The 25500-nt window shown below is 58.0% G+C and carries 22 protein-coding genes; 12 read left to right on the top strand and 10 right to left on the bottom strand.

The genetic code is table 11. The annotated features are described in order from the left end of the window. Positions 1-1224 carry an NADH:ubiquinone reductase (Na(+)-transporting) subunit F gene (gene nqrF, locus AC2FGE_RS05800; RefSeq protein WP_496818257.1) on the top strand — a complete coding sequence of 408 codons (1224 nt, stop codon included), beginning with the start codon at positions 1-3 and terminating at the stop codon, positions 1222-1224. Positions 1225-1281: 57 nt separating this feature from the next. On the opposite strand, the gene tviB is transcribed toward nqrF, so the two are convergent. Then, on the bottom strand, positions 1282-2565 hold the full coding sequence (gene tviB / locus AC2FGE_RS05795) for a Vi polysaccharide biosynthesis UDP-N-acetylglucosamine C-6 dehydrogenase TviB (RefSeq protein ID WP_496818256.1): 1284 nt from the start codon (positions 2563-2565) through the stop codon (positions 1282-1284). A 14-nt stretch (positions 2566-2579) separates the two neighbouring features. After that, the gene (locus AC2FGE_RS05790) at positions 2580-3593 is read right to left on the bottom strand and encodes an SDR family NAD(P)-dependent oxidoreductase (protein ID WP_496818255.1); all 1014 of its coding nucleotides are present in this window, start codon (positions 3591-3593) and stop codon (positions 2580-2582) included. A gap of 177 nt (positions 3594-3770) precedes the next feature. Between AC2FGE_RS05790 and AC2FGE_RS05785 the strand changes: the two genes are divergently transcribed. Next, the gene (locus AC2FGE_RS05785) at positions 3771-4532 is read left to right on the top strand and encodes a metallophosphoesterase (protein WP_496818253.1); all 762 of its coding nucleotides are present in this window, start codon (positions 3771-3773) and stop codon (positions 4530-4532) included. Between the two features lie 6 nt (positions 4533-4538). On the opposite strand, the gene AC2FGE_RS05780 is transcribed toward AC2FGE_RS05785, so the two are convergent. Further along, on the bottom strand, positions 4539-5063 hold the full coding sequence (locus AC2FGE_RS05780; protein WP_496818252.1) for a CBS domain-containing protein: 525 nt from the start codon (positions 5061-5063) through the stop codon (positions 4539-4541). Between the two features lie 121 nt (positions 5064-5184). Between AC2FGE_RS05780 and AC2FGE_RS05775 the strand changes: the two genes are divergently transcribed. The 3 genes from AC2FGE_RS05775 to nqrM all read left to right on the top strand — a co-directional run bounded on the left by AC2FGE_RS05775 (position 5185) and on the right by nqrM (position 6714). Continuing rightward, complete coding sequence (locus tag AC2FGE_RS05775) at positions 5185-5370, top strand: hypothetical protein (protein WP_496818251.1); 186 nt, start codon at positions 5185-5187, stop codon at positions 5368-5370. Between the two features lie 66 nt (positions 5371-5436). Beyond that, positions 5437-6462 (top strand): FAD:protein FMN transferase, encoded by a 1026-nt coding sequence (locus AC2FGE_RS05770; RefSeq protein WP_496818250.1) that lies wholly within the window; start codon positions 5437-5439, stop codon positions 6460-6462. A 15-nt stretch (positions 6463-6477) separates the two neighbouring features. Then, positions 6478-6714, top strand: a complete 237-nt coding sequence (gene nqrM / locus AC2FGE_RS05765) for a (Na+)-NQR maturation NqrM (RefSeq protein WP_496818249.1) — start codon at positions 6478-6480, stop codon at positions 6712-6714. 10 nt (positions 6715-6724) lie between these two features. On the opposite strand, the gene AC2FGE_RS05760 is transcribed toward nqrM, so the two are convergent. Together AC2FGE_RS05760 and AC2FGE_RS05755 are read right to left on the bottom strand one after the other, a co-directional pair. After that, positions 6725-8146 carry a pyridoxal phosphate-dependent decarboxylase family protein gene (locus tag AC2FGE_RS05760; RefSeq protein ID WP_496818248.1) on the bottom strand — a complete coding sequence of 474 codons (1422 nt, stop codon included), beginning with the start codon at positions 8144-8146 and terminating at the stop codon, positions 6725-6727. Positions 8147-8149: 3 nt separating this feature from the next. After that, positions 8150-9283 carry a DUF819 family protein gene (locus AC2FGE_RS05755; protein ID WP_496818247.1) on the bottom strand — a complete coding sequence of 378 codons (1134 nt, stop codon included), beginning with the start codon at positions 9281-9283 and terminating at the stop codon, positions 8150-8152. Positions 9284-9465: 182 nt separating this feature from the next. Here AC2FGE_RS05755 and gpmI point away from each other — a divergent pair, with 182 nt between their 5' ends. The 3 genes from gpmI to AC2FGE_RS05740 are packed head-to-tail and all read left to right on the top strand — an operon-like array spanning position 9466 to position 13451. Next, on the top strand, positions 9466-10980 hold the full coding sequence (gene gpmI / locus AC2FGE_RS05750; protein WP_496818246.1) for a 2,3-bisphosphoglycerate-independent phosphoglycerate mutase: 1515 nt from the start codon (positions 9466-9468) through the stop codon (positions 10978-10980). Beyond that, the gene (locus tag AC2FGE_RS05745; protein WP_496818245.1) at positions 10977-12104 is read left to right on the top strand and encodes a murein hydrolase activator EnvC family protein; all 1128 of its coding nucleotides are present in this window, start codon (positions 10977-10979) and stop codon (positions 12102-12104) included. Before gpmI ends, AC2FGE_RS05745 begins: the two co-directional genes overlap by 4 nt. Positions 12105-12110: 6 nt before the next feature. After that, positions 12111-13451, top strand: coding sequence for a S41 family peptidase (locus tag AC2FGE_RS05740; protein ID WP_496818243.1), 1341 nt, complete (start codon positions 12111-12113; stop codon positions 13449-13451). Between the two features lie 142 nt (positions 13452-13593). On the opposite strand, the gene AC2FGE_RS05735 is transcribed toward AC2FGE_RS05740, so the two are convergent. From AC2FGE_RS05735 to AC2FGE_RS05720, 4 genes are all read right to left on the bottom strand, one after another. Then, the gene (locus tag AC2FGE_RS05735) at positions 13594-14883 is read right to left on the bottom strand and encodes an MFS transporter (protein WP_496818242.1); all 1290 of its coding nucleotides are present in this window, start codon (positions 14881-14883) and stop codon (positions 13594-13596) included. A gap of 121 nt (positions 14884-15004) precedes the next feature. Continuing rightward, the gene (locus AC2FGE_RS05730) at positions 15005-16531 is read right to left on the bottom strand and encodes an MFS transporter (RefSeq protein ID WP_496818241.1); all 1527 of its coding nucleotides are present in this window, start codon (positions 16529-16531) and stop codon (positions 15005-15007) included. A 78-nt stretch (positions 16532-16609) separates the two neighbouring features. Beyond that, positions 16610-16969: a hypothetical protein gene (locus tag AC2FGE_RS05725; RefSeq protein WP_496818240.1), complete on the bottom strand. Its 360-nt coding sequence runs from the start codon at positions 16967-16969 to the stop codon at positions 16610-16612. Positions 16970-16980: 11 nt separating this feature from the next. Beyond that, positions 16981-17742, bottom strand: a complete 762-nt coding sequence (locus AC2FGE_RS05720; RefSeq protein WP_496818239.1) for a DUF6478 family protein — start codon at positions 17740-17742, stop codon at positions 16981-16983. Positions 17743-17990: 248 nt separating this feature from the next. On the opposite strand from AC2FGE_RS05720, the gene AC2FGE_RS05715 reads away from it, so the two are divergent. Genes AC2FGE_RS05715 through AC2FGE_RS05700 form a run of 4 tightly spaced genes read left to right on the top strand, consistent with a single transcriptional unit; the run spans position 17991 to position 24245 of the window. Continuing rightward, positions 17991-21098 carry an ABC transporter transmembrane domain-containing protein gene (locus AC2FGE_RS05715; protein WP_496818238.1) on the top strand — a complete coding sequence of 1036 codons (3108 nt, stop codon included), beginning with the start codon at positions 17991-17993 and terminating at the stop codon, positions 21096-21098. Next, positions 21088-21981 carry a CPBP family intramembrane glutamic endopeptidase gene (locus AC2FGE_RS05710; RefSeq protein ID WP_496818237.1) on the top strand — a complete coding sequence of 298 codons (894 nt, stop codon included), beginning with the start codon at positions 21088-21090 and terminating at the stop codon, positions 21979-21981. The genes AC2FGE_RS05715 and AC2FGE_RS05710 overlap by 11 nt, the downstream gene beginning before the upstream one ends. A 60-nt stretch (positions 21982-22041) precedes the next feature. Continuing rightward, positions 22042-22974 carry an acetyl-CoA carboxylase, carboxyltransferase subunit beta gene (gene accD, locus AC2FGE_RS05705; RefSeq protein WP_496818236.1) on the top strand — a complete coding sequence of 311 codons (933 nt, stop codon included), beginning with the start codon at positions 22042-22044 and terminating at the stop codon, positions 22972-22974. Next, positions 22971-24245 carry a bifunctional folylpolyglutamate synthase/dihydrofolate synthase gene (locus tag AC2FGE_RS05700; RefSeq protein WP_496818235.1) on the top strand — a complete coding sequence of 425 codons (1275 nt, stop codon included), beginning with the start codon at positions 22971-22973 and terminating at the stop codon, positions 24243-24245. The genes accD and AC2FGE_RS05700 overlap by 4 nt, the downstream gene beginning before the upstream one ends. Before the next feature lie 76 nt (positions 24246-24321). Here AC2FGE_RS05700 and zapE read toward each other — a convergent pair whose 3' ends face one another. Further along, a complete protein-coding gene (gene zapE, locus AC2FGE_RS05695; RefSeq protein ID WP_496818234.1) occupies positions 24322-25380 on the bottom strand; it encodes a cell division protein ZapE in 1059 nt (352 codons plus the stop codon). Positions 25381-25500: the final 120 nt, after the last annotated feature.

The raw sequence follows: 25500 nt of genomic DNA, 5'->3' as shown, positions 1-25500 counted from the left end.
ATGGAAACCTTTGGCTTAGGCGTCGTTCTATTTACCCTGATCGTTCTTGGTCTGGTGGCCATCATCATGGCGGCCCGGTCTAAACTGGTGTCCACAGGCAACGTGAACATCACCATCAACGGTGAGAAAACCGTATCGGTCCCGGCGGGTGGCAAGCTGCTGCAAACCCTGGCGGCTGAAAAGCTGTTCGTCCCGTCGGCCTGTGGCGGTGGTGGCACCTGCGCCCAGTGCCGGGTGAAGGTGCATTCCGGTGGCGGCTCGATCCTGCCGACCGAAGAAAGCCATATCACCAAACGCGAGGCTGCATGCGGTGATCGCCTGTCCTGTCAGGTTGCGGTCAAGCAGGACATGGATATCGAAGTCCCCGAAGAAGTCTTTGGCGTCAAGAAATGGGAATGCACCGTGCGTTCGAACGAGAACGTGGCGACCTTCATCAAGGCCCTGACTCTGGACCTGCCCGAAGGCGAGGATGTGAACTTCCGCGCGGGTGGCTATATCCAGATCGAAGCGCCTGCGCACCAGTTGAAATACACCGATTTCGACGTAGAGGATGAATACCGCGAAGATTGGGATCGCTTCAATCTGTGGCAATATGAGTCGGTTGTGAACGAACCAATCGAACGCGCCTATTCAATGGCCAACTACCCGGATGAAAAAGGCATGATCATGCTGAACGTCCGGGTTGCCTCGCCGCCTCCGGGTTCAGAGGGTATACCGGCGGGTCAGATGTCGTCCTATATCTTCAACCTGAAACCGGGTGATAAGGTGACGATCTCGGGTCCGTTTGGTGAGTTCTTTGCCCGCGATACCCAAAAAGAGATGGTCTTCATCGGCGGTGGCGCGGGCATGGCCCCCATGCGCAGCCATATCTTTGACCAACTCAAGCGTCTGGAAAACCGCGATCGCAAAATCAGCTTTTGGTATGGTGCGCGGTCGAAGAAAGAGATGTTCTTTGTCGAGGATTTCGACCAACTGGCCGAAGAATTCGACAACTTCGAATGGCATGTGGCGCTGTCAGACGCGCAGCCCGAGGATGATTGGAAAGGCTATACTGGCTTTATTCATAACGTCCTGTTCGAGGAGTACCTCAAGAACCACCCCGCGCCTGAAGATTGCGAGTTCTATATGTGTGGACCGCCAATCATGAACCAGTCGGTCATCAACATGCTGCTGGATCTGGGTGTGGACCGCGAAGACATCATGCTCGATGATTTCGGCGGGTAAGAGACAAAAAAAGCCGACGCATCATGCGTCGGCTTTTTTTGTTGGATTCAGACCGCGTCAGAGCCTCAAGTCACTCGCGTCCCTTGGCAGGCAGGACTTGATGTCGAACACCACGCTGTTGGATTTACCGTAAGATCGGAATGTTGACGGATCAGCGTCTTTGTATTCCTGATGCGCCACGGCCAAAATGACCGCGTCGTAAGTTCCGTCCCGAGGGGAACTTAAAAGCGAGAGGCTGTATTCAGCTTCCGCTGCGGCGGGGTCGGCATGGGGATCGTGGACATCAACGCTGATGCCATAGCTCTGTAATTCCTCAATGATGTCGACCACGCGTGTGTTGCGCAGATCGGGGCAGTTTTCCTTGAAGGTCAGCCCCATGACCAGAACGCGGGACGCGCCGACGTTGATGCCGTTGCGCGTCATGCGTTTGACCAGTTGAGATACCACGTAGCTGCCCATCCGATCGTTCAGCCGCCGCCCGGCCAGGATGATCTGAGGATGATGGCCAACGGCCTCGGCCTTGTGGGTCAGGTAATACGGATCAACGCCGATACAGTGGCCGCCGACCAGACCGGGGCGGAAGGGCAGGAAGTTCCATTTGGTGCCTGCGGCGCGCAGGACGGCGTCGGTATCAATACCCATCCGGCCGAAGATCATCGCCAGCTCATTCACCAGCGCAATGTTCAGATCGCGTTGGGTGTTTTCGATCACCTTTGCAGCCTCGGCCACGCGGATGCTTTCGGCCTTGTGGGTTCCGGCGGTGATGATCCGGGCATACAGCGCATCGACCAGATCAGCCACTTCGGGGGTCGAGCCCGATGTCACCTTGCAGATATCCGCGATCCGATGGGTCTTGTCGCCGGGGTTGATGCGTTCCGGGCTGTAGCCCGCAAAGAAATCCGTGTTGAAGCGCAGGCCGGACATACGTTCCAGCACTGGGACGCAATCTTCCTCGGTCGCGCCGGGATAGACTGTTGATTCATAGATCACCAGATCGCCGGGTTTCAGGACTCCGCCCATGGATTCCGACGCCGCGAGCAGGGGTGACAGATCCGGCTGCTTGCCCGCTGTGATCGGAGTAGGAACGGTGACAATATAGGTGTCACAGTCCGCAAGATCTGCGACATCTGTGGTGAAGGTCAGACCGGCGGCTGCGGTCAAATCTTCGGGCTCAACCTCTTGCGTGGCATCGTGACCAGCGCGCAGCGCGTCGATGCGGGCCGGGTTGATGTCGAACCCGATGACCGGGCTGATCTTGCCAAAGGCCACCGCCAAAGGCAGGCCCACATAGCCCAATCCAATGACAGCGATCTTGCGGGCATCGGGGTTCGTTTGCAGCATCCAGGTCTCAGTCTCTATTTGCCGTGATAGTCCCGGAACCACGCGACAAACCGGGCGATCCCGTCTTTGAAATCGGTTTGCGGACGGTAACCAGTCAGCCGTTGCAGCAGATCGGTATTGGCCCATGTGGCGGGGACATCGCCCATCTGCATAGGCATATAGTTTCGGATGGCCTCTTTGCCTATCGCTTCTTCAATGGCTTCGACGAAATCCATCAGGCGCACCTTGTCGCCATTGCCGATATTGACGACGCGATAGGGCGCAACCGGGGACAGGCTGTCCCCCTCTTCAATCTGATCGGCGCTTTCGGGCCGCACGGGCGGCACATCGATCAACAATCGGATGCCCCGAACCAGATCGTCCACGTTTGTGAAATCACGATACATGTCGCCGTGGTTATAGATGTCGATCGGACGGTCATCCAGAATCGCGTCCACGAACTTATAGAGCGCCAGATCAGGCCGTCCCCAAGTGCCATAGACAGTGAAGAACCGGAACATCGTTGTCGGCAGGTCCCACAGATGCGCATAGGAATGGCCCATCGCCTCATTGGCCTTTTTGGTGGCCGAGTAGATGGTCAGCTGGGTATCGGCCTTTTCGACCTCGGTAAACGGCATCTCTTCGTTGGCACCGTAAACCGATGAAGTCGAAGCCATCAGAAGATGATCGACCTGGTGGATGCGCGCGGCCTCCATCACGTTGAATGTACCTACAACGTTGGAGTTAATATAGCTGCGTGGCTCCTCCAGGCTGTAACGGACCCCGGCTTGTGCGGCGAGGTGAACGATAATATCGGGCTGAAAGTCGTCGGCAACTTTCATCAGCTGTTCGTGATCTTCCAGCATCGCCTCGGTCGCGGTGAAACCGGGGGTTTGCATCAGCATCTGGTGGCGGCGCTGTTTCAGGGTGACGTCGTAGTAGTCGGTCATCCCGTCATAGCCATGCACCCGGAACCCTTCTGACAGCAGCAGCTTTGCCAGATGGAAGCCAATGAACCCTGCGGTACCGGTGATCAAAACACGTTTCATGAAACCCTCGAACACAATAAAACTCTGCGCATCAGGGATACTTTCCCCAGCGCAAGGTCAAGCAGATTTTCCCATTTTGCGGCTATTCGGCCAAGCTGGTCGATTAGGTGCACGCCGAAACGCCACCGGGAATTGCCGATTGTCGCCAAGGGCGGGCCGGGGTAGGGAAGGCGTGTGATGATTAGGGATTGGATCAAAGGGCTGTTTCGTCAGCGCGACGCGCAAGCGTCGGCGCCCGCCATGCCCGAAATGGCACCGGACCAGCCCTTTGTCGCCATTGGTGACATACACGGACGGCTGGATTTGTTGCAGGATTTGCTGCCCCGGTTGGACGACAGTTGCCCCTGGGTTTTCGTGGGCGACTATATTGACCGCGGTGCCTACAGCGCTCAGGTCTTGCATCAGCTGCGGCATCTCAGCGAAGCTTCGGGCGGGCGGGTCACCTGCCTGCTGGGCAATCACGAAGAGATGCTGTTGCGCTTTGTTGACGATCCAAAACGGGTCAGCCGCCTGTGGTTGCAAAATGGAGGTGTTCAAACGCTCGCCTCGTTTGGCATCACCGGCGTGGCCGAGGCCATTTTAGGCGAACCGGCGGTCGAGATTGCAGAGAGATTGCAGCAGGTCATGGGTGAGGATCTGTTAAGCTGGCTCCGGGATCGTCCCCTGACCTGGACCAGCGGCAATGTCACTGTTGTTCATGCAGCCCTGGACCCGCGCCATCCCGTTGACGCACAACCGCGCGATATTTGCCTGTGGGGGCATCCGATGCTGTCGCGCGAGCCCAGAGAGGATGGTCAATGGGTGCTGCATGGGCACACCATTGTTGATCAGGCGCGGGCGGAGAACGGCATTATATCCATCGACACCGGCGCTTTTGTCACCGATCGCCTGACAGCGGCTGAGGTGTTTCAGGGCGGGGTGCGATTTACCGCGACCTGAGTGCGGTCAGCCCACGATCATCTGCTTCATACGCAGGGCTTCGTATTCCAGTTCCTGCAACCGGAAATGCACCACATCGCCGATGGTGATCACACCGCACAGAGTGCCGTCGCGCAGGACGGGCATGTGACGAAACCTGCCTTCGGTCATCGTTTTCAGAACGTCATTCAGATAATCATCGGGCGAACAGGTTTTGACATCGCGTGTCATCAGGTCCTCGACCGATTGGGGCAGGGTCTGGCCGGGCGTATCTGCCATGCGGCGCACAATGTCGCGTTCCGACAGAATACCCTGTAGCGCCCCGTTCTGATCCGTTACCAGAACCGCCCCGATCCGCTTTTCCTTGAGCGTGTTGACCACGGAATGGATTGTCTCATTCGGGCGCACGGAAAACACATCATCTCCTTTACCTGTCAACAGTTTGGCCACTGTTGTCTGCGCATGCGACAGGTTCGATTCCGTCGACTGGCTGTAGGTCGACTTGTCAGCCTTGTCGCCGCGCGAGGGGGACTGATACGAGGTTGGAGCCATAGGCATTCTCCTTCCGGGGTATTGTGTGTCTTTCCCTTTCACCTTAGCGCAGCTAAACGACCTGTATAGGGTCCAATTGCCTGAAAGGCGAAAAACCGGACTTGGACAGGAGCCCGAAGACGTGAGCGATCTTTATCTGACACCGCCGATTGCCGCGCTGATTTTCTTGGCCGTGGTTGTCTGCGGGCATAATTTTCGTCTGGCGTGGAAACAGCAGCCCGAAGGGTGGCAAAGGCGCGCGTGGCTGTTTGGGGTGCCTGCTGGCGTTGGCCTTTTGATGCTGGGCTTTTTGCCGCTGAAACTGTGAAGCCGGTTTGACTCTGGCACAGGTGGCTGGCATATGCCGGGCACTGATTTTCCCGGAGACCACCCCATGCGTCTGTTGCCAGCATTGGCTCTTGCAACCGCTCTGACCGGTTGCCCGTTCGACAAGGAACCCGAAGTTGTTCGCCTGTCTGGCGAGACGATGGGCACAACCTTCAATATCACCGCGATTGGCGAGGATTTGGATGAGGCGGCATTGGCCGCAGCGGTCGAAGAGACTCTGGTTCAGGTTAATGCAAAAATGTCGAACTGGGATCCGAATTCCGAGGTCTCGACCTTCTCGGCCTCGACCAGCACGGACCCTGTGGCTGTGTCGGAAGAATTTGCGCTGGTTATGGCAGCAGCCAACGACGTGCATGAAAAAACAGGCGGGACCTTTGATGTTACACTCGGCCCGCTGATTGAATTGTGGGGCTTCGGACCACGCAAACCCGAAGATCCGGTGCCATCCGACGAAGATATCGAAACAGCACTAAGCGGTGTTGGTCAGGCTCGGTTGCTGACATTGGACAGCGCTGCCGGCACTTTGGCGAAATCCGATCCAGCCGTGGGGATCAACCTGTCCGCAATTGCCAAGGGGTACGGCATCGATGCAGTGGCAGGAACGTTGCGCGCCGCGGGGATCGAGGATTATCTGGTCGAGATTGGTGGTGATCTGGTTGCCAAGGGACAGAATGACAAAGGCGAGGCCTGGCAGATTGGTATCGAAAAGCCTGAGGCCGGATCGCAAACCGTGCAACTGATCGTTCCGCTGAATGATCGTGGCATGGCCAGCTCGGGCGACTACAAGAACTTCTTTGAAAAAGATGGCGTGCGCTATTCACATATCATCGACCCGGTCACGGGCCGTCCGATCACACATCGGACAACCTCGGTCACCGTTCTGGCGGAAAACGCCATGATGGCCGATGCCTGGGCGACAGCCATGCTGGCTTTGGGGCAGGAAAATGGGCTGGCGCTGGCAGAACAGCATAAACTTGCCGTGTATTTCATCTCGCGGGATGTGACAGGCGGCGATGATGCCTATATTACGGTCCATAGCAGCGCGTTCAAAGACGCGTTGGGAGCCGACTGACGGGTAGGAACCGAGATGAGCACTTTCATTCTAGCCTTTGTTCTTCTGGCACTTGTCATGGTTGGCATGTCACTGGGTGTGATGCTGATGGGCAAAACCATCAAGGGCAGCTGCGGTGGTCTGAACGCAATCTCGGGCGCGGATAAATGCGTGGTTTGCCAGAAGGATATCGACTCGGACAGCCCGCTGCGGGATCAGCTGCAATGCAAACGCGCAAAGAAGATGCTAGAGCAGATGGAGCGACAATCCTGATTGTCGGGCTCTAGCTGCGCCGCGCTTTCCACTGCACATAGCGCGCCATGCCGCGTTCCAGCAGGTTTGGCGCTTTTCCATCATCCAGATGCAGACCACCGCCCCCTGCGCGATACATCTCGGCGAATACATCCAGCACTTTGGATTTGACCATCCCGCGCATTGGGACATGCGCCATCATACCATAGGTCGCTGCGCCGCCGGTTTTGGCCAGATCGGGATTTGCGCGCACGGTGGCAACCGCCTGTGCCAGATCAGCCAGATATTCCTCCGCCACATGCAGATGTTTGGCAGTGACCATACAGTGAATGCCATCGGGATTCTGGACGCGATTGATGCTCCAACCCGCGCGTTCCAACTGATCAGCGACGGCATAGATGTTGAGTTTCGGGTCGGTTGAGCCATAAGCCAGCAAGGGCCCTTGGGGATTACCAAGAATACGTAGGCCGTCCATCGCTGCAATGCCCGATTTCAGCTTTTCGACGGCTTCGGTTGTGTCTTTGGCCAGCTGGCAATAGCCCTTGACCCCCAGTCTCTGCATGACCGCCCAGGCGGCGGCATAGGCCCCACCTGGCCGGGTGCCCAGCAGGGCGGGTGAGGCAAAGACCCCTCCGGGCCAGTCCTGGCAGATGAACATCTGATGCTTGAGCAGATCGAGATTGCGGTAAAGGATGGTCGAGGCCCCTTTGGCCGCATAGCCGTATTTGTGCAGATCAGCTGAGATTGATGTCACCCCCGGAACGCGGAAATCCCAGTCGGGTAGGTCAACACCGTTCCGCTCCATAAACGGCAGAATCAACCCGCCGACGCAAGCGTCGATATGCAGGGGAATGCCTTTGGATTTGGCTATCTCCCCCATTTTGGCAATTGGGTCGATCGTGCCATGCGGGTACTCGGGGGCCGACCCTAGGATCATCACAGTGCCCGCGTTGATCAAGCGGCCCAGCCGGGAAATGTCTGTCGCATGATCCGGCGTCATCGGCAGCAGGCGGGCTTTGACGCCGAAATACTCGGCCGCCTTGAACCAAGCCACATGCGCGGTCTTTGGCAGGATCATGTTGGGCCGTGTCACCTTGCGCTGTTTGCGCGCCATGTCGCGGTAGGTTTTGACCGCCATAAGGCAACTTTCCGTCCCGCCTGCCGTGACCACGCCACAGGTATCCGGCTCGCCGTGCAGCAACCCGGCCATGGTCGAGATGATCTGGGTTTCCATGCGTTTCAGGCTTTGGAACGCAGCGGGGTTCAGCCCATTGGCCGATGAGAACGCGCTGTAAGCTTTGGCGGTGAAGGCGTCATGATCGTCATCCAGATGGTAGACAAGGCTCCACGTGCGGCCCTCACGATAATTCGGGTCATCCTCGGCAAAGGATTTGAGCTGATCCAGTATCTCATCCTCGGGGCGACCCGTCGCAGGCAGTTTCTGATGATCCAAATCCTATCCCCCTCTGGCCAGAAGCAGCGCCAGTGAAATGCCCAGATAGTTCCCGATGGCAAAACCCAGAATGCCGGTTGCCATGCCCGACATCAAGATCGCGGGGTTGCGCAAACTGCGCGAGATCATGGGGACAAAGGCAGGTGACATGACGGCGGCAACCGATGTGATCAGGAATGTGTCCCGGTCAATTCCCGCGATCCGGGCGAACAGCGCGTGCAGGGCGAAACTGCCGAATGTGGCGATCAGGACAAACCCCAGAACGGTCAGATCCATGTCCTGTAGCTTCGCCAGATCCATGGACGCGGCAACACTGAATGAGAATATATAAAGCAGGAACATACCCATTTCAGGCGCGGCCCGGTTCTGATGCAACGATGGGGTGAGTGATCCCAAAAGGCCCAGTGTTGTCAGTAGTATAACGATCACTACGGGCTGAGCGGCAAAGCTGATGGCCGGCGCAAAGATCAACGCGGCCGCAACACAAAGCGACGCTGCTAGAAAGGCGATGATGCCATGCAGATACAGATTTGGCTTTGTCGTCTCGCTTTCTGGCGGTTGGTCTGCATCACGGTCGCCAGTGAAGGGTCTCAGGAACAGACCAAAGACCGCAGGCGCAAGGGTTAGCACAAACAACAGATAGGCCGCGCCTACGACCGTATCGACCGTTGCAAACAGCAGATAGCGGCCCTCGGGAATATCCAACGCCAGTTTGATCGCGCCCATGTTCGCCAGACCGCCGGTATACATACCGACTGCCATACCCGAAAGCTGCTCGGCCTGTTCGGTGCCTGTGGCGCTGAAGGCAAAGAACAGCCCTGTGGCGACAAGCCCAACCGCAAGAACAGCCAGTGCCATGGACAGCAACGCAGACCCGGCCACGCGGCCCCAGGCTCGCAGGTTGACGCCAAACAGCAGCAGGGGTAGGGCCAGTCCCAGGCTTGCTTCGATCACGGATTCCCTAAGTTGCTGTGCGGCTTCGGGTTGCAGCCCGGAAACCCCCAAGGCTAGCCCGGCCATGTAACACAGAACAATCGGCCCGATACGCCCGGCCAAAGCCCAGTGCCGCGCCAATAGCATCAGTGCGGCGGGCGCCAACACATAGATCAGGGCAAAACCCGAAAGTCCTGTTTGCATGACTGTCCTCTTCCTCAGGACCCGAGACTAGGCGGCCCGGCCCTGATCACACAAGAGGACCTGACGTAAGGTTCTTCTGCGCTGACGGTTTGATTAAATCTGCACCAATTCCTGCAAAGGCGGTTCACCCCCCGGCGACCAGAGGCTAGAAGATGGGGCAAGAGCAGTTACCGGAGATCGAAATGGCCACGCCCAAACCCGTAGTCTTGTGCATCCTGGATGGTTGGGGATTGTCCGAAGACACGCAGGCGAATGCGCCTTATCTGGCTGAGACGCCGACCTTTGATGCGATTATGAAAGGTCCTCATGCTACGCTGATCACCCACGGCCCGGATGTGGGCCTGCCCAGCGGGCAAATGGGTAATTCCGAGGTCGGGCACACCAATATCGGTGCCGGTCGCGTTGTCGCGATGGACCTGGGGCAGATTGATTTGGCGATTGAGGATGGATCCTTCTTCGACAATGACGCGTTGCAGGCCTTTATCGCCAAGGCGAAAGCCGCAGGCGGCACGGCGCATCTGATGGGTCTGGCCTCGGATGGCGGCGTACATGGGCATGTGAACCATATCTTAGCAGCGGCCAAGGCGATCACAGATGCCGGTGTTCCTGTGGCGCTGCACGCTGTGACCGACGGGCGCGACGTGGCCCCGAAATCGGCCCTGACCTATATCGCAGAGCTGGAGGATCGCCTGCCTGAAGGGGCTCGTATAGTCTCCGTCAGCGGGCGCTATTTTGCCATGGACCGCGACAACCGGTGGGAGCGGGTCTCACAGGCGTATGATGCCGTGATCAAAGGGCAAGGCCGCGCGGCCGGCACGGCGCATGGGGCGGTGGATGAGGCCTATACCCAATCTGAAACGGATGAATTCATCATCCCGACGGTTCTGGATGGGTATGAGGGCGTCAAAGATGGCGACGGGTTCTTTTGCCTGAACTTCCGCGCCGATCGTGCGCGGGAAATCCTGCGCGCCATTGGCGAGCTGGGCTTTGCTGATTTTGATACCGGTCCGCGCCCGATTTTGTCGGCGCTGTTGGGGATGGTCGAGTACTCGGATAGCCACAACGCCTATATGACCACAGTGTTCCCGAAACGCGCTATCATAAACACGCTGGGCGAATGGGTGGCCAAACAGGGCTTGCGCCAGTTCCGGCTTGCCGAGACCGAGAAATACCCGCATGTGACCTTCTTCCTGAATGGCGGCAAAGAGGCGCCCGAGGAAGGTGAGGACCGTTTCATGCCCAAATCGCCTAAAGTGGCGACCTATGATTTGCAGCCCGAAATGTCCTCGGCCGAGGTGACTGAAAAATTCGTTGAGGCCATCGAGGCGGGGTATGACCTGATCGTCACCAATTATGCCAACCCGGATATGGTGGGCCATACCGGCGATTTGCAGGCCGCGATCAAAGCCTGTGAGGCGGTGGATCATGGACTGGCGCAGGTGGTCGAGGCGTTGAACAAGGCCGGTGGCGCGATGATCATCACAGCAGACCATGGCAATTGCGAGGTAATGGTCGACCCGGAAACTGGCGGACCGCATACCGCGCATACGCTGAACTTGGTTCCGGTAGCCTTGGTTGGGGGTCCCGAAGGGACCGTGTTGCGCAGCGGGCGCTTGTCTGATCTGGCGCCAACATTGTTGGACCTCATGAACCTGCCCAAGCCGCCAGAAATGACGGGCGAAAGCTTGATCTCATGAGGGTAATGGCAGCTGCCATAGCATTGTTTCTGGCTGGTCAGGCGATAGCACAGAACCCGTCTCAGGCGGCGCTTGACGCGGCGGAGATGCTGGAGCAGGCCTCCATCTCGCTGACCGAAGCGGACAGCGCCCGGGACAGGGTGCGTGCTTTGACCCAGACGATCCAGGCCTACGAGGCTGGTCTGTCTGCGATGCGCGATGGCCTGCGCATGGCCGCAACGCGTGAGGCTCAGCTATCGGCTGAACTGCGCACAAGGGAAAAGGAGGTGGCGCAGCTGTTGGGTGTGTTGCAGACGATCGAAACCACGGCACCGCCGGTTCTGATGCTGCATCCTTCAGGCCCTCTGGGCGCAGCGCGGACGGGCATGATGCTGTCTGAAGTTACGCCGGGCCTGAACGCCAAGGCCGAAGATCTGGCGCGTGATCTGCAAGAGGTTCAGACTCTGCGTCTGCTGCAACAGGGCGCTGCTGAGACCCTGACCGAGGGCCTGAGCGGAGTCCAATCCGCCCGAACCCGGCTGAGCGAGGCGATTGCCGATCGTACCGATCTGCCAAAGCGTTTCGTCGAAGACCCGATCAAGACGGCAATCCTGATCTCATCCACTGAAACGCTGGATGGGTTCGCCAGCGGATTGTCCGAAATCTCGGAAGGCGAGATTGCTGCGACCGATGCAAGCGTGGCCAGCCGCAAAGGCGATGTCCAGCTTCCGGTTCAGGGCATTTTGCTGCACGGCGCAGGGGAAACCGATGCGGCGGGTGTCACCCGCCTCGGATTGGTTTTGGGCACACGGCCCCGTGCGCTGGTCACAGCGCCCACTGCAGCGACGATCCGCTATCGTGGGCCATTGCTGGATCTTGGAAACTTGATCATTCTGGAACCTCAGCCCGGACTTCTGTTCGTTTTTTCCGGCTTGCAGGAGGTATACGGCGATATCGGACAGGTTATCCCCGAAGGTACACCGGTTGGGCTGATGCCCGGCGCGACGCCCGAAATCGGCGCTATTTTGTCAACAAGTGGTGATGGCACTGGAACTGACCGGTCAGAAACGCTCTATATAGAGGTAAGAGAAGACAATAGCCCCGTGGACCCGGAATCGTGGTTTCGGACCAACAAGGATGGATAGACGAGTATGAAGAGATTTGTGATGGCCGGTCTGGCCGGAACCGTGGCAGGGATTATCGCAACCACCCAGATCGCCGGTCCGCTGCTGGCGCAAGAGGCCGAGAAAAAGGCCGATGTGTATCAGCAACTGGATTTGTTCGGTGATATTTTCGAACGCATCCGCGCGCAATATGTCGAAGAGGTCGAGCCTGAGGAACTGATCGAGGCCGCGATCGACGGCATGCTCACATCGCTGGATCCGCATTCCAGCTATCTGTCGCCCGACGACGCTGAGCAGATGCGCGTGCAGACACGGGGTGAGTTTGGCGGCCTCGGCATCGAGGTGACGCAAGAGGAAGGCTTTGTCAAAGTCGTCTCGCCCATCGATGATACGCCTGCCGCCGCAGCTGGGATCGAAGCTGGGGATTTCATCACGCATGTGGATGGTGAAAGCATTCTAGGCCTGACGCTGGACAAGGCGGTTGACCTGATGCGCGGGCCTGTGGGCTCCGAGATCATCATCACTGTTGTCCGCGAAGGAGAGCCCGAGCCCTTTGATGTCACCATCATCCGCGACACGATTAAACTGACCGCTGTGCGCGCCCGTACCGAAGGCACCAGCGTTGTGTTGCGTGTAACCACGTTCAACGATCAGACCTTCCCGAACCTGCAAGCGGGTCTTGAGGAACAGATCGCCGAAGCTGGCGGGATCGATAAGGTCAACGGCGTTGTGCTGGACCTGCGGAACAACCCTGGCGGTTTGCTCACTCAGGCGATCCGGGTGTCGGATGCGTTCCTGAACGAAGGCGAAATTGTTTCGACCCGCGGTCGTGATCCCCAAGATGGTGAGCGGTTCAACGCCACCCCCGGCGATTTGGCCGAAGGCAAGCCCATCGTGGTGCTGATCAATGGTGGCTCGGCCTCGGCCTCGGAAATCGTTGCGGGTGCCTTACAGGACCATCGTCGTGCGATCGTTGTGGGCACCAAGAGCTTTGGCAAAGGCTCTGTCCAGACGGTGATGCCGCTGCGTGGCGACGGTGCGATGCGTCTGACCACATCGCGCTATTACACGCCCTCGGGTCGGTCGATCCAGGCGCTTGGCGTCAGCCCGGATATCATCGTCGAGCAACCACGCCCGCAACCCGAAGTGGAGGAAGAAGAGGAAAACGGCTTCACCCGCTCCGAGGCGCAGCTGCGCGGTAGCCTGGACAATGACAGCCTGAGCGAGGATGAAATCCGCCAGATCGAAGAAGATCGCGCCAAGGCCGAAGAAACAGCCGAGCTGCGGGAAGAGGACTATCAGCTGGCCTATGCCATCGATATCCTCAAGGGCTTGTCTGCGTTCAACCCCAACGGGCCGTCTCAGTAAGGCGCTTGTCTAAAGGAGCCTTGGGCGGCGCAATTGCTGTCAAAACTGTTGCTGATCGTGCCTGATTGGATGCGCGATCAGCACAGTTGAATGGCGGTTGTGAACCCTGTCTGCTGAATGCTGCACGACGCAGGGATGGCCGCTATTCACACTCGGAGGCAAGCCGTTTGGCGAGGATGCCGATCAGGACAACGGCTATGGCAAGAAACACGGCGCCGACCATCCAGGCTGTGGGTGTTGAGTAGAGCTCTGCGATGGCTCCGGCCAAGATCAGGCCCAAAGCTGCCCCGAGTTGCTGTATCAGCGATTTCAGTGACAGCATTGTAGATCGCTGATGATCCTCTACGCATCTATGCAGAATGCTGCTGGCTGGCGTTTCAGATACACCAAGCAGAACGGAATAGAGGATAAACACCGCTACAAAACCGACGATGTTGCCTTGCAACGCCAATGCGATCTGAACACCCGCCATGCAGGCAAAAGATGCTGCGAGTGTAATTGCGTGCCGACGCCCAAAAATCCGACTGATGTACGGAGACAGCGACGCGCCGAATGCGATTGAGAAGAAATAGGCAGCGGTCAGGACACCAATGAGCGTATTGGCATAGTCGGCCTCCAACATGGGTTTTGCATGTGTCGGCCAGATCACCTCGACCGGGTTGGTCGCCATCAGAAAAAATGCCAGTGCTGCCAACAGCACGGATAAGACCGGATGCCGCAGGGCCAGAAGACCCGCGTCTTTGATCACCAAGGGCACGCTTGCAAAACCCTGTTTCAGTACCTGAGGGTTCAGAGGGCGCGGTTTCTCCACAATGAAGAACTGGGTGTAGACGAATACCCCAAGCATCACTGCCAAGCTCGCCGCGTAAGACACGTCATAGACACTTACGCCCCGACCTTGTGCCACCGAACCCAAGAGGTCAGGCAGCAATCCCCCCAACACAGCCCCCACAGCCAAGCCCATGGCGTTGGCCCATTGCGCTTTTGCAAGAGCGGGTTGAACATCCACGTTCGGCGCCACGGTTTTGAAAGTTTCCACAAACCAGGCGTCGAGCGTGCCCGACCGCAATGCGCGTCCAAACCCGATAAAGGCAAATGAAAGCGCAAGAACATAGAAATTGCTTGTCGAGAGAAAGAGCCCCAGAGATATCATGCTGGCGACGACTGCAGCCAGAAAGACCGGCTTTCGCCCAATGTTGTCGGCCAACCCGCCGAACGGGAGTTCCATCGCCAGGGTCGTAAGTGAGTAGATCCCGAAAAGCAGCGAAATCTGGAAGAGGTCCATGCCGCGATCGGTCAACGCCAGTGCCACAACGGCAACCGTCAAACCCATCGCAAACCGATCAAGAAATTGCTGAACCTGAAATACCCGGATGTGCCGTCTTGCCGAACCGGTGAGCGTAGCGAAGGAGAACTCTAATTCCGTTGACATAGTCGCACCTTCGGTTCTGTGGGCGACTTGCGCAATGCTCTGGCAAAAAAAACCTGCAAGCGTAGAACAAATTAATATCCGGTTGCTTCGTACCTTGTGCCCGGGGCAGGGCGCGATCGGGTTAGTCCTCGATCTTGTGCAGCTTGCTTTCGTCCAGCATTAGCGCCAGCAAGATGCCCACGGAAACCGAGATCGTGGAAAAGACGAAGGCCACGTTCATGCCGCTGTCAAAGGCGCTGGCAATGGCGGATTTCAGGGTTTCGACCTGATCGGTGTTCAGCTTTGCCAATACGGCGCGGGCGGAGTCTGTGTTCAGCGTTCCGCCATTGATGGCGCGTTGATCGGCGTCAGACAGGGTGATTTTGGCCGCCATTAGCGTGTCGCGCAGGCTGGACAAAGACACCACATACATGATTGCCGTGGCGCAGGCGACCGAGATGGCGCCGTAGACAAGATGAGTCATGAAACTTAACCCACCCACAAGCCCGGCGCGTTCGGGTTTGACGGCACAGACCGCAGCCGTTCCAGATGGTCCAACCGTCAGTGTTGCCCCAAGCCCGATCATGGCCATGCCGGGCAGGATCTGAAAATATCCGAAACTGGCAGGAAGAACCACGATACTGGCCGCGCCAATCGTGGCGATCAGATACCCCCAGAACAGCAACCGTTTGGGGCCGAAATCGTTGTAGAGCGTGCCGGAAACCACCGACCCCACCGCCAGCAACAGGGTAAGCGGCGCCAACCCAAGCGCAGATTCGAGGGTCGACCACCCCAGAACCTTTTGCATGTATTGTGGGAAATACAGCAGTCCGACAAAGGCGGCAGATACGTTGAATATGTTCAGCCCCAGCGTGATCCGAAACTGTTTGTTCTGCATCATCTGAGGCAGCAACAGCGGTTCGACCACGCGTTTTTCGACCTTGGGGAAGAGAAAGAACAAAACCGCGCTGACGAAGAACAAAAGCAGCAGCGGGACCGAGGTCCAGCCCCAATCGGCACCAACATCCAACCCGTACAGCAACAGCAGCACGGCAAATGACAGGATGCCCATACCGGCGTAGTCGATATGTTCACCCTGTTTGTGCTGAGTCTCGCGCTGCATCAGCAGCAGCGCTGTCGCCATGGAGATGCAGGAAAAGACGATGTTGGCCAGAAAGAAATACCGCCATTCTCCGAAGCTAACCGCCAGCCCGCTGATCATGGGGCCGAAGACATTGCCCGTGGTCACACCGGCCAGGATCAAGCCCATCACCAGAGCGCGATGTTCCGGGCGTGAGACTTTGGTGGCCCCAAACGCCAGCGTGCAAGGCCAGACACAACCCGCGCCGATCCCCTGCAGGGCCCGTGCGCCAATCAGAAAGTCCAGGCTGGGGGCGGCAAAGCACATCACGGATGCAAACAGAAAGATCGTCAGGCCGATGAGCATGATCTTTCGATGGCCATACATATCGCCCAGGCGGCCCCCGGCGACCATGGTCATCGCAAAAAACAGGGCGTAGATATTCAGCACCCATTGCGTGCTGGTAATGTCAGCGTCGAAACTGTTTTCGATTGCGGGCACCAGCATCAGGGCGCCGGTGAAATCGATACCGATGCCAAAACCCGTCACCATCAATGCGGCAACTTTTACAATGCTGTTGCGATCCACATTCGCATCCTTCGTGATCCAAACGGGTCAATGATGCACGAATAAGGCTAAAAAGATAGGTTGACGGTCTCTTGGCGGTTAGTCACCGGCCCTGCAAATCTGGCGAAAAGCGCGTTTGAGCATTTCCAGCTCGGCGCGCAACAATTCGACCTCGGTCCGCAGATCATCTGCGGCGGGTTCGCCGGCAATCACGGTGAAGTCCCCGAGTTTCTGCGTGGTTGCTGTGTCGACGATGACAAAGCTGTGCACCCCTTCAGACAGGGCCGTGGAGGGTACGGGAACGGTTAGGTCCCAGCCGCCCTGGGCCTCAGTCAGTGTGACCTCGGGCAGGGGCTCGCCCCAATAGCGAACTTCGACATCTGGTTTTGTTTCGGCCTCAAGATGGCCTTGCCACAGGCCGTTTTCAAACCGAAGGGGGATCAATCTGGGGTGCGTCATGGTCTGGCGTCTCATAAATCGGCGCGATGGCGGCGGCACAGGGTCAGATCGCGCAGAAGAATGCGGTTCATGCGCGGGTTCTCAAAAATCACATCCAGCCAGATCTTCTCGATCCGCCGTTCGTTCAGAGGCAAATGGGCCAGATCAAAATCAACAGCGCTGGGCGTTTTTGACAGATCGATCTGTCGCAATACCTGTTCGGTATTGGGGCCGTGTTGGATATTGAGCCGCGCGAAAATGCCAGTGTCCTGCTCGCTTTTCACCAGCGCATCCAGTCGCAGCAGGTGCTGTTTGGTCAGATCACGCGCGGCGTTGGCTGGTAATTCAATCGACAGGGACAGGAATGTCCCTTCAAAATTGAACGCCTCGACCGATAGGCTGAACGGCGCAAGATCGCTTTCATCGCGGTTGCGGATTTGGCGCACTGCGATCTGGGTGCAGGGACAATCGTGAAACAGGGTCACCTGCCCGTCGATATCCGCCTTGCGCGGGGCTGAGGCAAGCCCAGGCTGAGCCAGCGGTCCACGCCACAAATCGGGCCGCCAGGCCCAGTCGGTGCCAACAGGTTTTGGAAACTGTGCCGACCCGATCTGAGGTCGGGTCAGTCGGCTATCTGCGATATGAAGCAACTTGTTCAGGCTGGCCCGCAACCCGCGCGCTTGATCGCGTTGCAGGCGCAGTGCCGATTGCGGCGCATCCTGCGCCTGCTCCGCCGCTTTGCGCCATCGCTGCACAGTCTTGCGATGTATGTAGCGATCCAGAATCCTGCCCATTGTCCTATCGTCCCAAGTTGCACCTCTTTAGTCAAAGACGGGGTAGGGGACAAACCCGGAATGGCATTATGGGGGTGAATTATCACCAAATTCTGAAGACCGGCCTGTGCCGACCTGCACTCGGTGCGACAAAGACCCGTTGCATTCTTGTAATCAGCCGGGTCAATGCTTACCGTCTGGCACCGGGCTGAGGGTGGGTTTTCCTCGGAACCTCCGCGCAACAGATTAAGCACAGATAAGGCCAGTTCATGGAACCCACTCTGTTTTCATTCATATGGAAATATTCGAAAAAGCAGCAGCTTGTGCTGCTGGGTTTGACGGTTCTGTCCTTTCCGTTTCTCTATGCTTCGCTTGAGCTGCCCAAGCAGATCATCAACGATGCCATCGGTGCGCCTAGTGATACGGTTGCCGTCTGGGGGATCACCTTCACCCAGGTGCAGTATCTGCTGATCCTGTGTTTCGCCTTTCTGGCGACAGTCATCACCAGCGGTGTGATGAAAATGCGGATCAACACGATGAAGGGTGTTCTGGCCGAACGGATGCTGCGACGCCTGCGATTCACTCTGATCAACCGGTCGATGCGCTTTCCAAAGTCGTATTTTGCGACCACCAGCCAGGGAGAGCTGGTATCGATGATCACATCCGAGGCCGAGCCGATGGGCGGGCTGATGGGCGATGCCATCGCACAGCCCGTGTTCCAATTCGGTCAGATGATGACAATCGTGACTTTCCTGTTCATGCAAAGCGTCTGGTTCGGGCTGGCCAGTATCGCGTTGATTCCTTTGCAGGCCTGGCTGATCCCCAAGCTGCAACGCCAGATCAACCTGCTGAACAAGGACCGCATTCAGGAAGTGCGCAGCCTAAGCTCTGAGATTGGCGAAAGTGCCGCCGGCATCAGCGATCTGCGGACCAATGGCGGCTGGCGTTATCGTCTGGCGCAATTCAGCCATCGGTTGGGGACCCTGTTCGAGATCCGGTTCAAGATCTACAACAAAAAGTTCTTTATGAAGTTCCTCAACAATCTGATCACTCAGATCACGCCGTTTCTGTTTTATTCTGCTGGCGGCTATCTGGCGATCAAAGGCGAGATCACGGTGGGTGCTCTGGTTGCGGCGCTTGGGGCGTACAAAGACCTGAGCGGCCCGTGGAAGGATCTGTTGACCTACTACAATCAGGTGCAGGATATGTCGCTGCGCTGGGAAATCGTGACCGAGCGCTTTGCCCCGGACAACATGATCCCGGAGGAGCTATTTGACGGTGAACCCGAGACGATCCCGCATTTGAATGGTGATATCGAACTGCGCAATGTGACCGTGCGGGATGGCGATGGCAAAACCATTCTTGAAGACCTTGACCTGAAGATCCCGAAAGGTGCGCGGGTGGCGATCCAGTCGACCAACTCGGCGGAGCGTACAGCGCTTGGCCAATTGCTGACACGAGAGGTGCTGCCGGTTCAGGGTGAGGTGATCATGGCCGGGCATGATCTGTGTGACATGCATCAGGCGGTAATCGCGGCGCGCATTGGTTATGCCTATTCGCGGCCCTATTTATTTGATGGCACGTTGGGCGACAACCTGATGATGCCCTTGCGAACGCGCCCTCAGGTCGATGAGGCTGATGTCAAGGCCCCGACCCGCCGACAGATCGAATCCGCGCGTTCGGGCAACCCGACAGACTTGCTGAGCGATGAGTGGATTGATCCTAGTTTGGCAGGGCTGGACGATATCGACGATATCCGCGACTGGTGGTTCCAACTGGTCGAGGCGATGGGCATTGACGAGTTCATGTTCCGCCGCACACTCGGCTCTCGTCTCGACCCCCAATTGCATCCCAGGTTCGCGCAAGAGATCGTCAACCTGCGGGAAACCATTGCAACCCGGCTGCGGGAAAAGGGGTTGGACCAGCATGTCTACCGGTTCGATCCAGAGCGATTCAATCCTACGGTCCCGCTGGGTGGCAACCTGCTTTATGCGGCGCCAACGGGTCATATCTCACCCGAGAGCCTGGCCAGCGACGGGCATTTCCTGTCCATGCTTAGGTCGCATGATCTGGCGGAAGAGGCGTTGAATATCTCGAATGCGGTTCTCGATACGCTAAGTCGCACATTTGGGCGCGACGGCACCGATCACCCGCTGTTCCTGCGGTTGGGAATGAGCAAAGAGATGTATCATCGGTGGCTGGACATCGAACAGCGACGCAAGTCCAAAGGCGATGCAGAGCTCAGTGATGAGGAACATGCCTTGCTGCTGACGGTGCCTTTCCTGCTGACGGCAGAGCAAATCGGCCCTGACTTTCCCGATGAATACAAGCGTAAGATCCTTGCGATCCGACAGGGACAGGCTGAGACGTTGCGCGGGGCAATGAACGGGATGTTCCTGCCATTGTCTCCAGAGACGTATGTTCCAATGCTTCCGGTTATGGAAAACGCGCTTTATGGGCGGGTGTCTCTGACCGCAGGTGCCCACGCGGATGAGATCGAGGATGTGGTCGCTGAAGCCATGAACGAAGCGGGCCTCAGGCGTCAAGCTGCGGCCATCATCTATGATCTGCCGTCGGGTCTGGGCGGAAACAACCTGCCGACTGTTTTCCAGGAACGCGCAGCCTTTTCCCGGGCTGGCATCAAACGCCCCGACATTCTGATCCTCGACAAGGCACTGGCCAGCCACGATTCAGAAAGCCGCCTGCGAACACGGTTGAAACTGCGCGAGTTGCTGCCCGAGTCGATCATGATCTTCATGGAAGATCACTTTGCGCATCCCGAAGCCTATGACCTGTTTATTGAGATCAAAGATGGCCGGATTGACGGTGTCGCGCGTACCCAAACCAAACATGAGGAAAGTAGTTCGGTCGATCTGAGCCGTAAGCTCAAGATCATCTCGTCAACCGAACTGTTTTCTGGTATCGATGGGCGCAACCAACGGCTGTTGGCGTTTTCTGCGCAATGGTTCGACGTGACGGCGGGGCAGCAGATATTCTCACGCGGGCAGGCGGCTGATGCGGCCTATCTGTGCATCAAGGGCACGGCCAATCTGGACTGGGCCGATGAAGATGGTGGCAGTCGTACCATTTCGGTTGTCGAACCCGGGCGTCTGATTGGGGACTTGTCGATTATCACAGACGAACCCCGTCAGCTGGACCTAACTGCGGTGTCAGACTGTACGTTCCTGCGCATCGGGGCCGAGGAACTGCGCGCCGTGATTGAAAACGACGCAACAGTTGCGGTTCAGTTGTTGCAAACGGTTGCGGGCTATCTGACTACGTTGGCAACGCGGATCAACACCGCCCAGACCCCATCGGAAATCTTCCCGGAGGTAGCTCAGGCGATTTCGGGCGAAAGTGCTGCCAATGACGCCTGATTCCGGCGTGTATGCAGCCCATGAGGCACTGGTTGCTGATGCGCGTGCCCGGCCCGAGCTTTGGCGGTTTTTGGCCGGTCTGGTCATCGTTGCTGTGCTGTACATGGCGCTGAATTCGGTGATCTTCGCGCTCGTTGCCGGACTGATCCCACCCGTTCAGGCTGAGGGGTTCTTTCGCGGATCGACTGCGGCAGGCACATTGTTACTGCTGGTCAGCTTCGGGTTTCTAATCGTGGGTGTCGCGGTGGCGGCGCGGGTAATGCAGCACCGATCTCTAGGTCACATCCTCGGGTCACGCAATTTGGCCCTACAGCAGTTCGGGCGCGTGTTTCTGGCCCTGCTGATATTGGGGTTGGTGATGATTGCCTTGCCTCCCTATGGGATGGGCGAGCCGCTGATCCAGAATTTGGCGCTGCCGGTCTGGCTGATCCTGTTGCCCGTAGCTGCCTGTGCGGTTCTGATTCAAACCAGCGCCGAAGAGATCCTGTTTCGCGGCTACATCCAGCAATCGCTGGCGGCCAGGTTCCAATCGCCCCTGATCTGGATGGGCGTGCCCTCGGCCCTGTTTGCGGCTGGCCACTATGCCCCCGAATTGGCCGGAGACAACGCACTCATCGTGGCTGTCTGGTCCTGTGTGTTTGGCCTTCTGGCCTCGGACCTGACAGCGCGATCCGGCACATTGGGTCCGGCCATCGCCTTGCATTTCTTCAACAATCTCATCGCGCTTGTGTTTATCTCGTTGCCGGATTCGCTGAGTGGTTTGGCGCTCTATCTGCTGCCCTATGAGATGTCAGAGACCGATACGCTGCGCCAATGGCTGTTCGTGGATTTCGCAACGATGCTGGTCTGCTGGCTGACCGCGCGGATTGCACTCAGGCGTTGATTGCATTTCCTTCCGTTGCGTCTTATTTGACGTCAAAGCCGCACAAGCCAAGGTTCCGATATGAACTGGATCACAAATTACGTCCGTCCCCGGATCAACTCGATCTTCTCGCGCCGCGAGGTGCCCGAAAACCTATGGCACAAGTGTTCGGAATGCGGAACCATGCTGTTCCATCGCGAGCTGGCAGAAAACCAGAATGTCTGCACTCAGTGCGGCCATCACATGGCGATCACCCCGCGCGACCGATTCAAGCATCTGTTTGACGGTGGCATCTTCACCGAGATCGACGTGCCTGCGCCTAAGGACGATCCGCTGCATTTCCGTGATCAGAAGAAATATCCCGATCGCATGAAAGCGGCGCAGAAAAAGACGGGCGAGAAAGAGGCGATGTTGGTTGCGGTTGGCGAGATCGGGCGCACGCCGATTGTGGCGGCAGCGCAAGATTTCTCATTCATGGGCGGGTCGATGGGTATGTATGTTGGCAATGCCATCATCGCCGCCGCGCAAGAGGCAGTGAAACTGAAACGCCCGCTGGTCCTGTTTTCCGCGGCGGGTGGCGCGCGGATGCAAGAGGGTATCCTGAGCCTGATGCAGATGCCCCGCACCACAGTTGCGGTCGAAATGCTGAAAGAGGCGAACCTGCCCTATATCGTTGTGCTGACCCATCCCACAACCGGCGGGGTGACCGCGTCTTATGCGATGCTGGGCGATGTGCATATCTCGGAACCCAACGCGCTGATCTGTTTCGCCGGGCCGCGTGTGATCGAGCAAACGATCCGTGAAAAACTGCCCGAAGGCTTCCAGCGCGCTGAATACCTTCTGGACCACGGTATGCTGGACCGCGTGACCAAACGAACCGAAATGCGGGATGAGCTGATCACCATTACCCGGATGCTGATGAACCAACCCCCGGCGATACGGGGCGATCTGCCAGCGCCGGAACCGGACGAGGCCAAGGCAGACGCGACAGCTGACGATACGGATCAGAAATGACCCCCCAAACATCCGACGCCATCCTCGACCGGATGATGGCGCTTCACCCCAAGATCATCGACCTGACCTTGGATCGTGTCTGGCGTCTGCTGGGTGCGCTGGACAATCCGCAAGCCAAACTGCCACCCGTGATCCATATCGCGGGCACCAACGGCAAGGGATCAACCCAGGCCATGATCCGCGCCGGCCTCGAAGGGGTCGGGCTGTTGGTCCATGCCTATACCTCGCCGCATCTGGCGCGGTTTCACGAACGGATCCGTTTGGCGGGCGCGCTTATCTCGGAATCCGATCTGACGGCAGTGCTGGATGAATGCTACGCCGCCAATAGCGGTGAGAATATCACTTATTTCGAAATCACCACCTGCGCGGCCCTTTTGGCTTTTGCACGCGCGCAGGCCGACTACACGTTGCTTGAGGTCGGACTGGGTGGACGTCTTGATGCCACCAATGTGATCAATACTCCGGCGATAACGGTGATCACACCGGTTTCCATCGACCACGAACAGTTTCTGGGCAACACGCTGGCCAAGATCGCCGCCGAAAAGGCCGGGATCATCAAGCGCGGTGTGCCCTGTGTCGTTGGTCCGCAACCGGACGAAGCGATGGAGGTCATCGAACAGACCGCTGCCCGCCTCGGCGCGCCGCTGATCGCTTGTGGCCAGCATTGGCATGTGCAGGAGGAAAATGGCCGCCTGATCTATCAGGATGAAACCGGCCTGCGCGACTTGCCGCTGCCCAACCTTCTGGGCGCACATCAAATCCAGAACGCGGGCGCGGCGCTGGCGGTTTTGCGCCATCTCAATCTGGGCGATGCCGCCTATGAGGCCGCCGTCACCCACGCCGAATGGCCCGCCCGCATGCAGCGGCTGAACACCGGCCCTCTGGTCCAGGCCGCACCACAGGCCGAGCTGTGGCTGGATGGTGGCCATAACGCCGCCGCCGGTATCGCACTGGCGGAGGTATTGGCGAAGCTGCCGAAACGCCCGACCCATATGATCTGCGGTATGCTGAACACCAAGGATGTCACGGGCTATCTCGCGCCGCTGGCCGCGCAGGCGGACAGCCTGACCGCCGTGTCGATCCCCGGCGAAACAGCGACGCTAAGCGCCCAAGACACCGCCGCTGTCGCCGCAAAAGTCAATCTGACCGCCACAACGGCGAACAGCGTCGGCGATGCGCTCAACTCCATCGTAAATCAGGACCCACAGGCCCGCGTTTTAATCTGCGGCTCGCTCTATCTTGCCGGTCATATCCTGCGCGAGAACGGTTAAGGGCATCTGTTCGCAGGGCTTCATCTGGCCAGAAATATCCCGGGGGAGCCGCCAAGGGCGGCGGGGGCAGAGCCCCCTAAACCCCCCAATCCTCCGCCTGCATCTCCCTCAGGCGCGAGGCGGTGCGTTCGAATTCAAACGTGCCTTCCCCCTCGACATACAGCATCTCGGGCTCTGCTGCGGCAGAACAGATCAACCGCACCCGCGCCTCGTAGAGCGCATCGATCAAAGTGACAAAGCGCTTGGCTTCGTTGAAATTGTTGCGCGACAGGCGCGGGATGTCTTCCAGCACCAAAACCTTCACCGCTTCGGCAATCGCCAGATAATCCGCAGGTCCCAACATCCGGCCGCACAGATCATAAAAGGTCGCACGGGCAATTCCATTGCGGAACTGAGGCAGCTCGACCGCGCGCCCATTGACCTGCAACACCAAAGGATCAGCCGAACCACCAGCCAGATCAGTCCAGACCGTGCGAATACTCTGGCGGGCCTCGGGGCCAATCGGGGTGAAATAGACCGGAGCACCCTCCAACCGGTTCTGGCGATAGTCGGTGGGCGAGACCAGCTCCCACACCTGCAGCTGCTCTTTGATATGCGCGATAAACGGCAAGAAGAGCTGTCGGTTCAACCCGTCCTTATACAGATCATCCGGATGCCGGTTCGATGTCGTCACGACCACCACGCCGCCGTCATGTAACATGTCGAACAAGCGTCCGACAATCATAGCATCGGTGATATCGGTGATCTGCATCTCATCAAAGGCCAGCAACCGGACGGATTTGACCACATCTTGCGCCACCGGTGCCAGCGCATCCTCAACGCCGTCCTTGCGCGCTTTGTGCATCCCTGCGTGGATTTCCTGCATGAAGGCGTGAAAATGCACGCGGCGTGCGGGAATGTCCTGCAAACTGTCGACGAACATATCCATCAACATGGATTTTCCACGCCCAACACCGCCCCACAGGTACAACCCTTTGGGCGCAGGCGGCGCTTTGCGAAACAAACCGCGCTTTGCAGGGGCTGCCAGCGCCGCGCGGATCCGTTCGAAATGCGGCAGCACAGCCTCTTGCGCATCGTCGCGGGTCAACTCTCCGGCGTCGATGCGGGTGTCATAAAGCGAGATCAAATCCGTCATAACTCAGAGCCTTACCGATGAGGCGGCGACTTGAAAAGCAAGCAGTTCTGCCGATACATCAATTTTCCTTATCTGCGACCGCAAATCTGTTGAATTGACGGTCAGAGTGAATCCTGTACC

It is taken from the genome of Ruegeria sp. YTSA075 (assembly GCF_059610245.1).
This window is presented reverse-complemented; position numbering and strand designations above follow the sequence as displayed.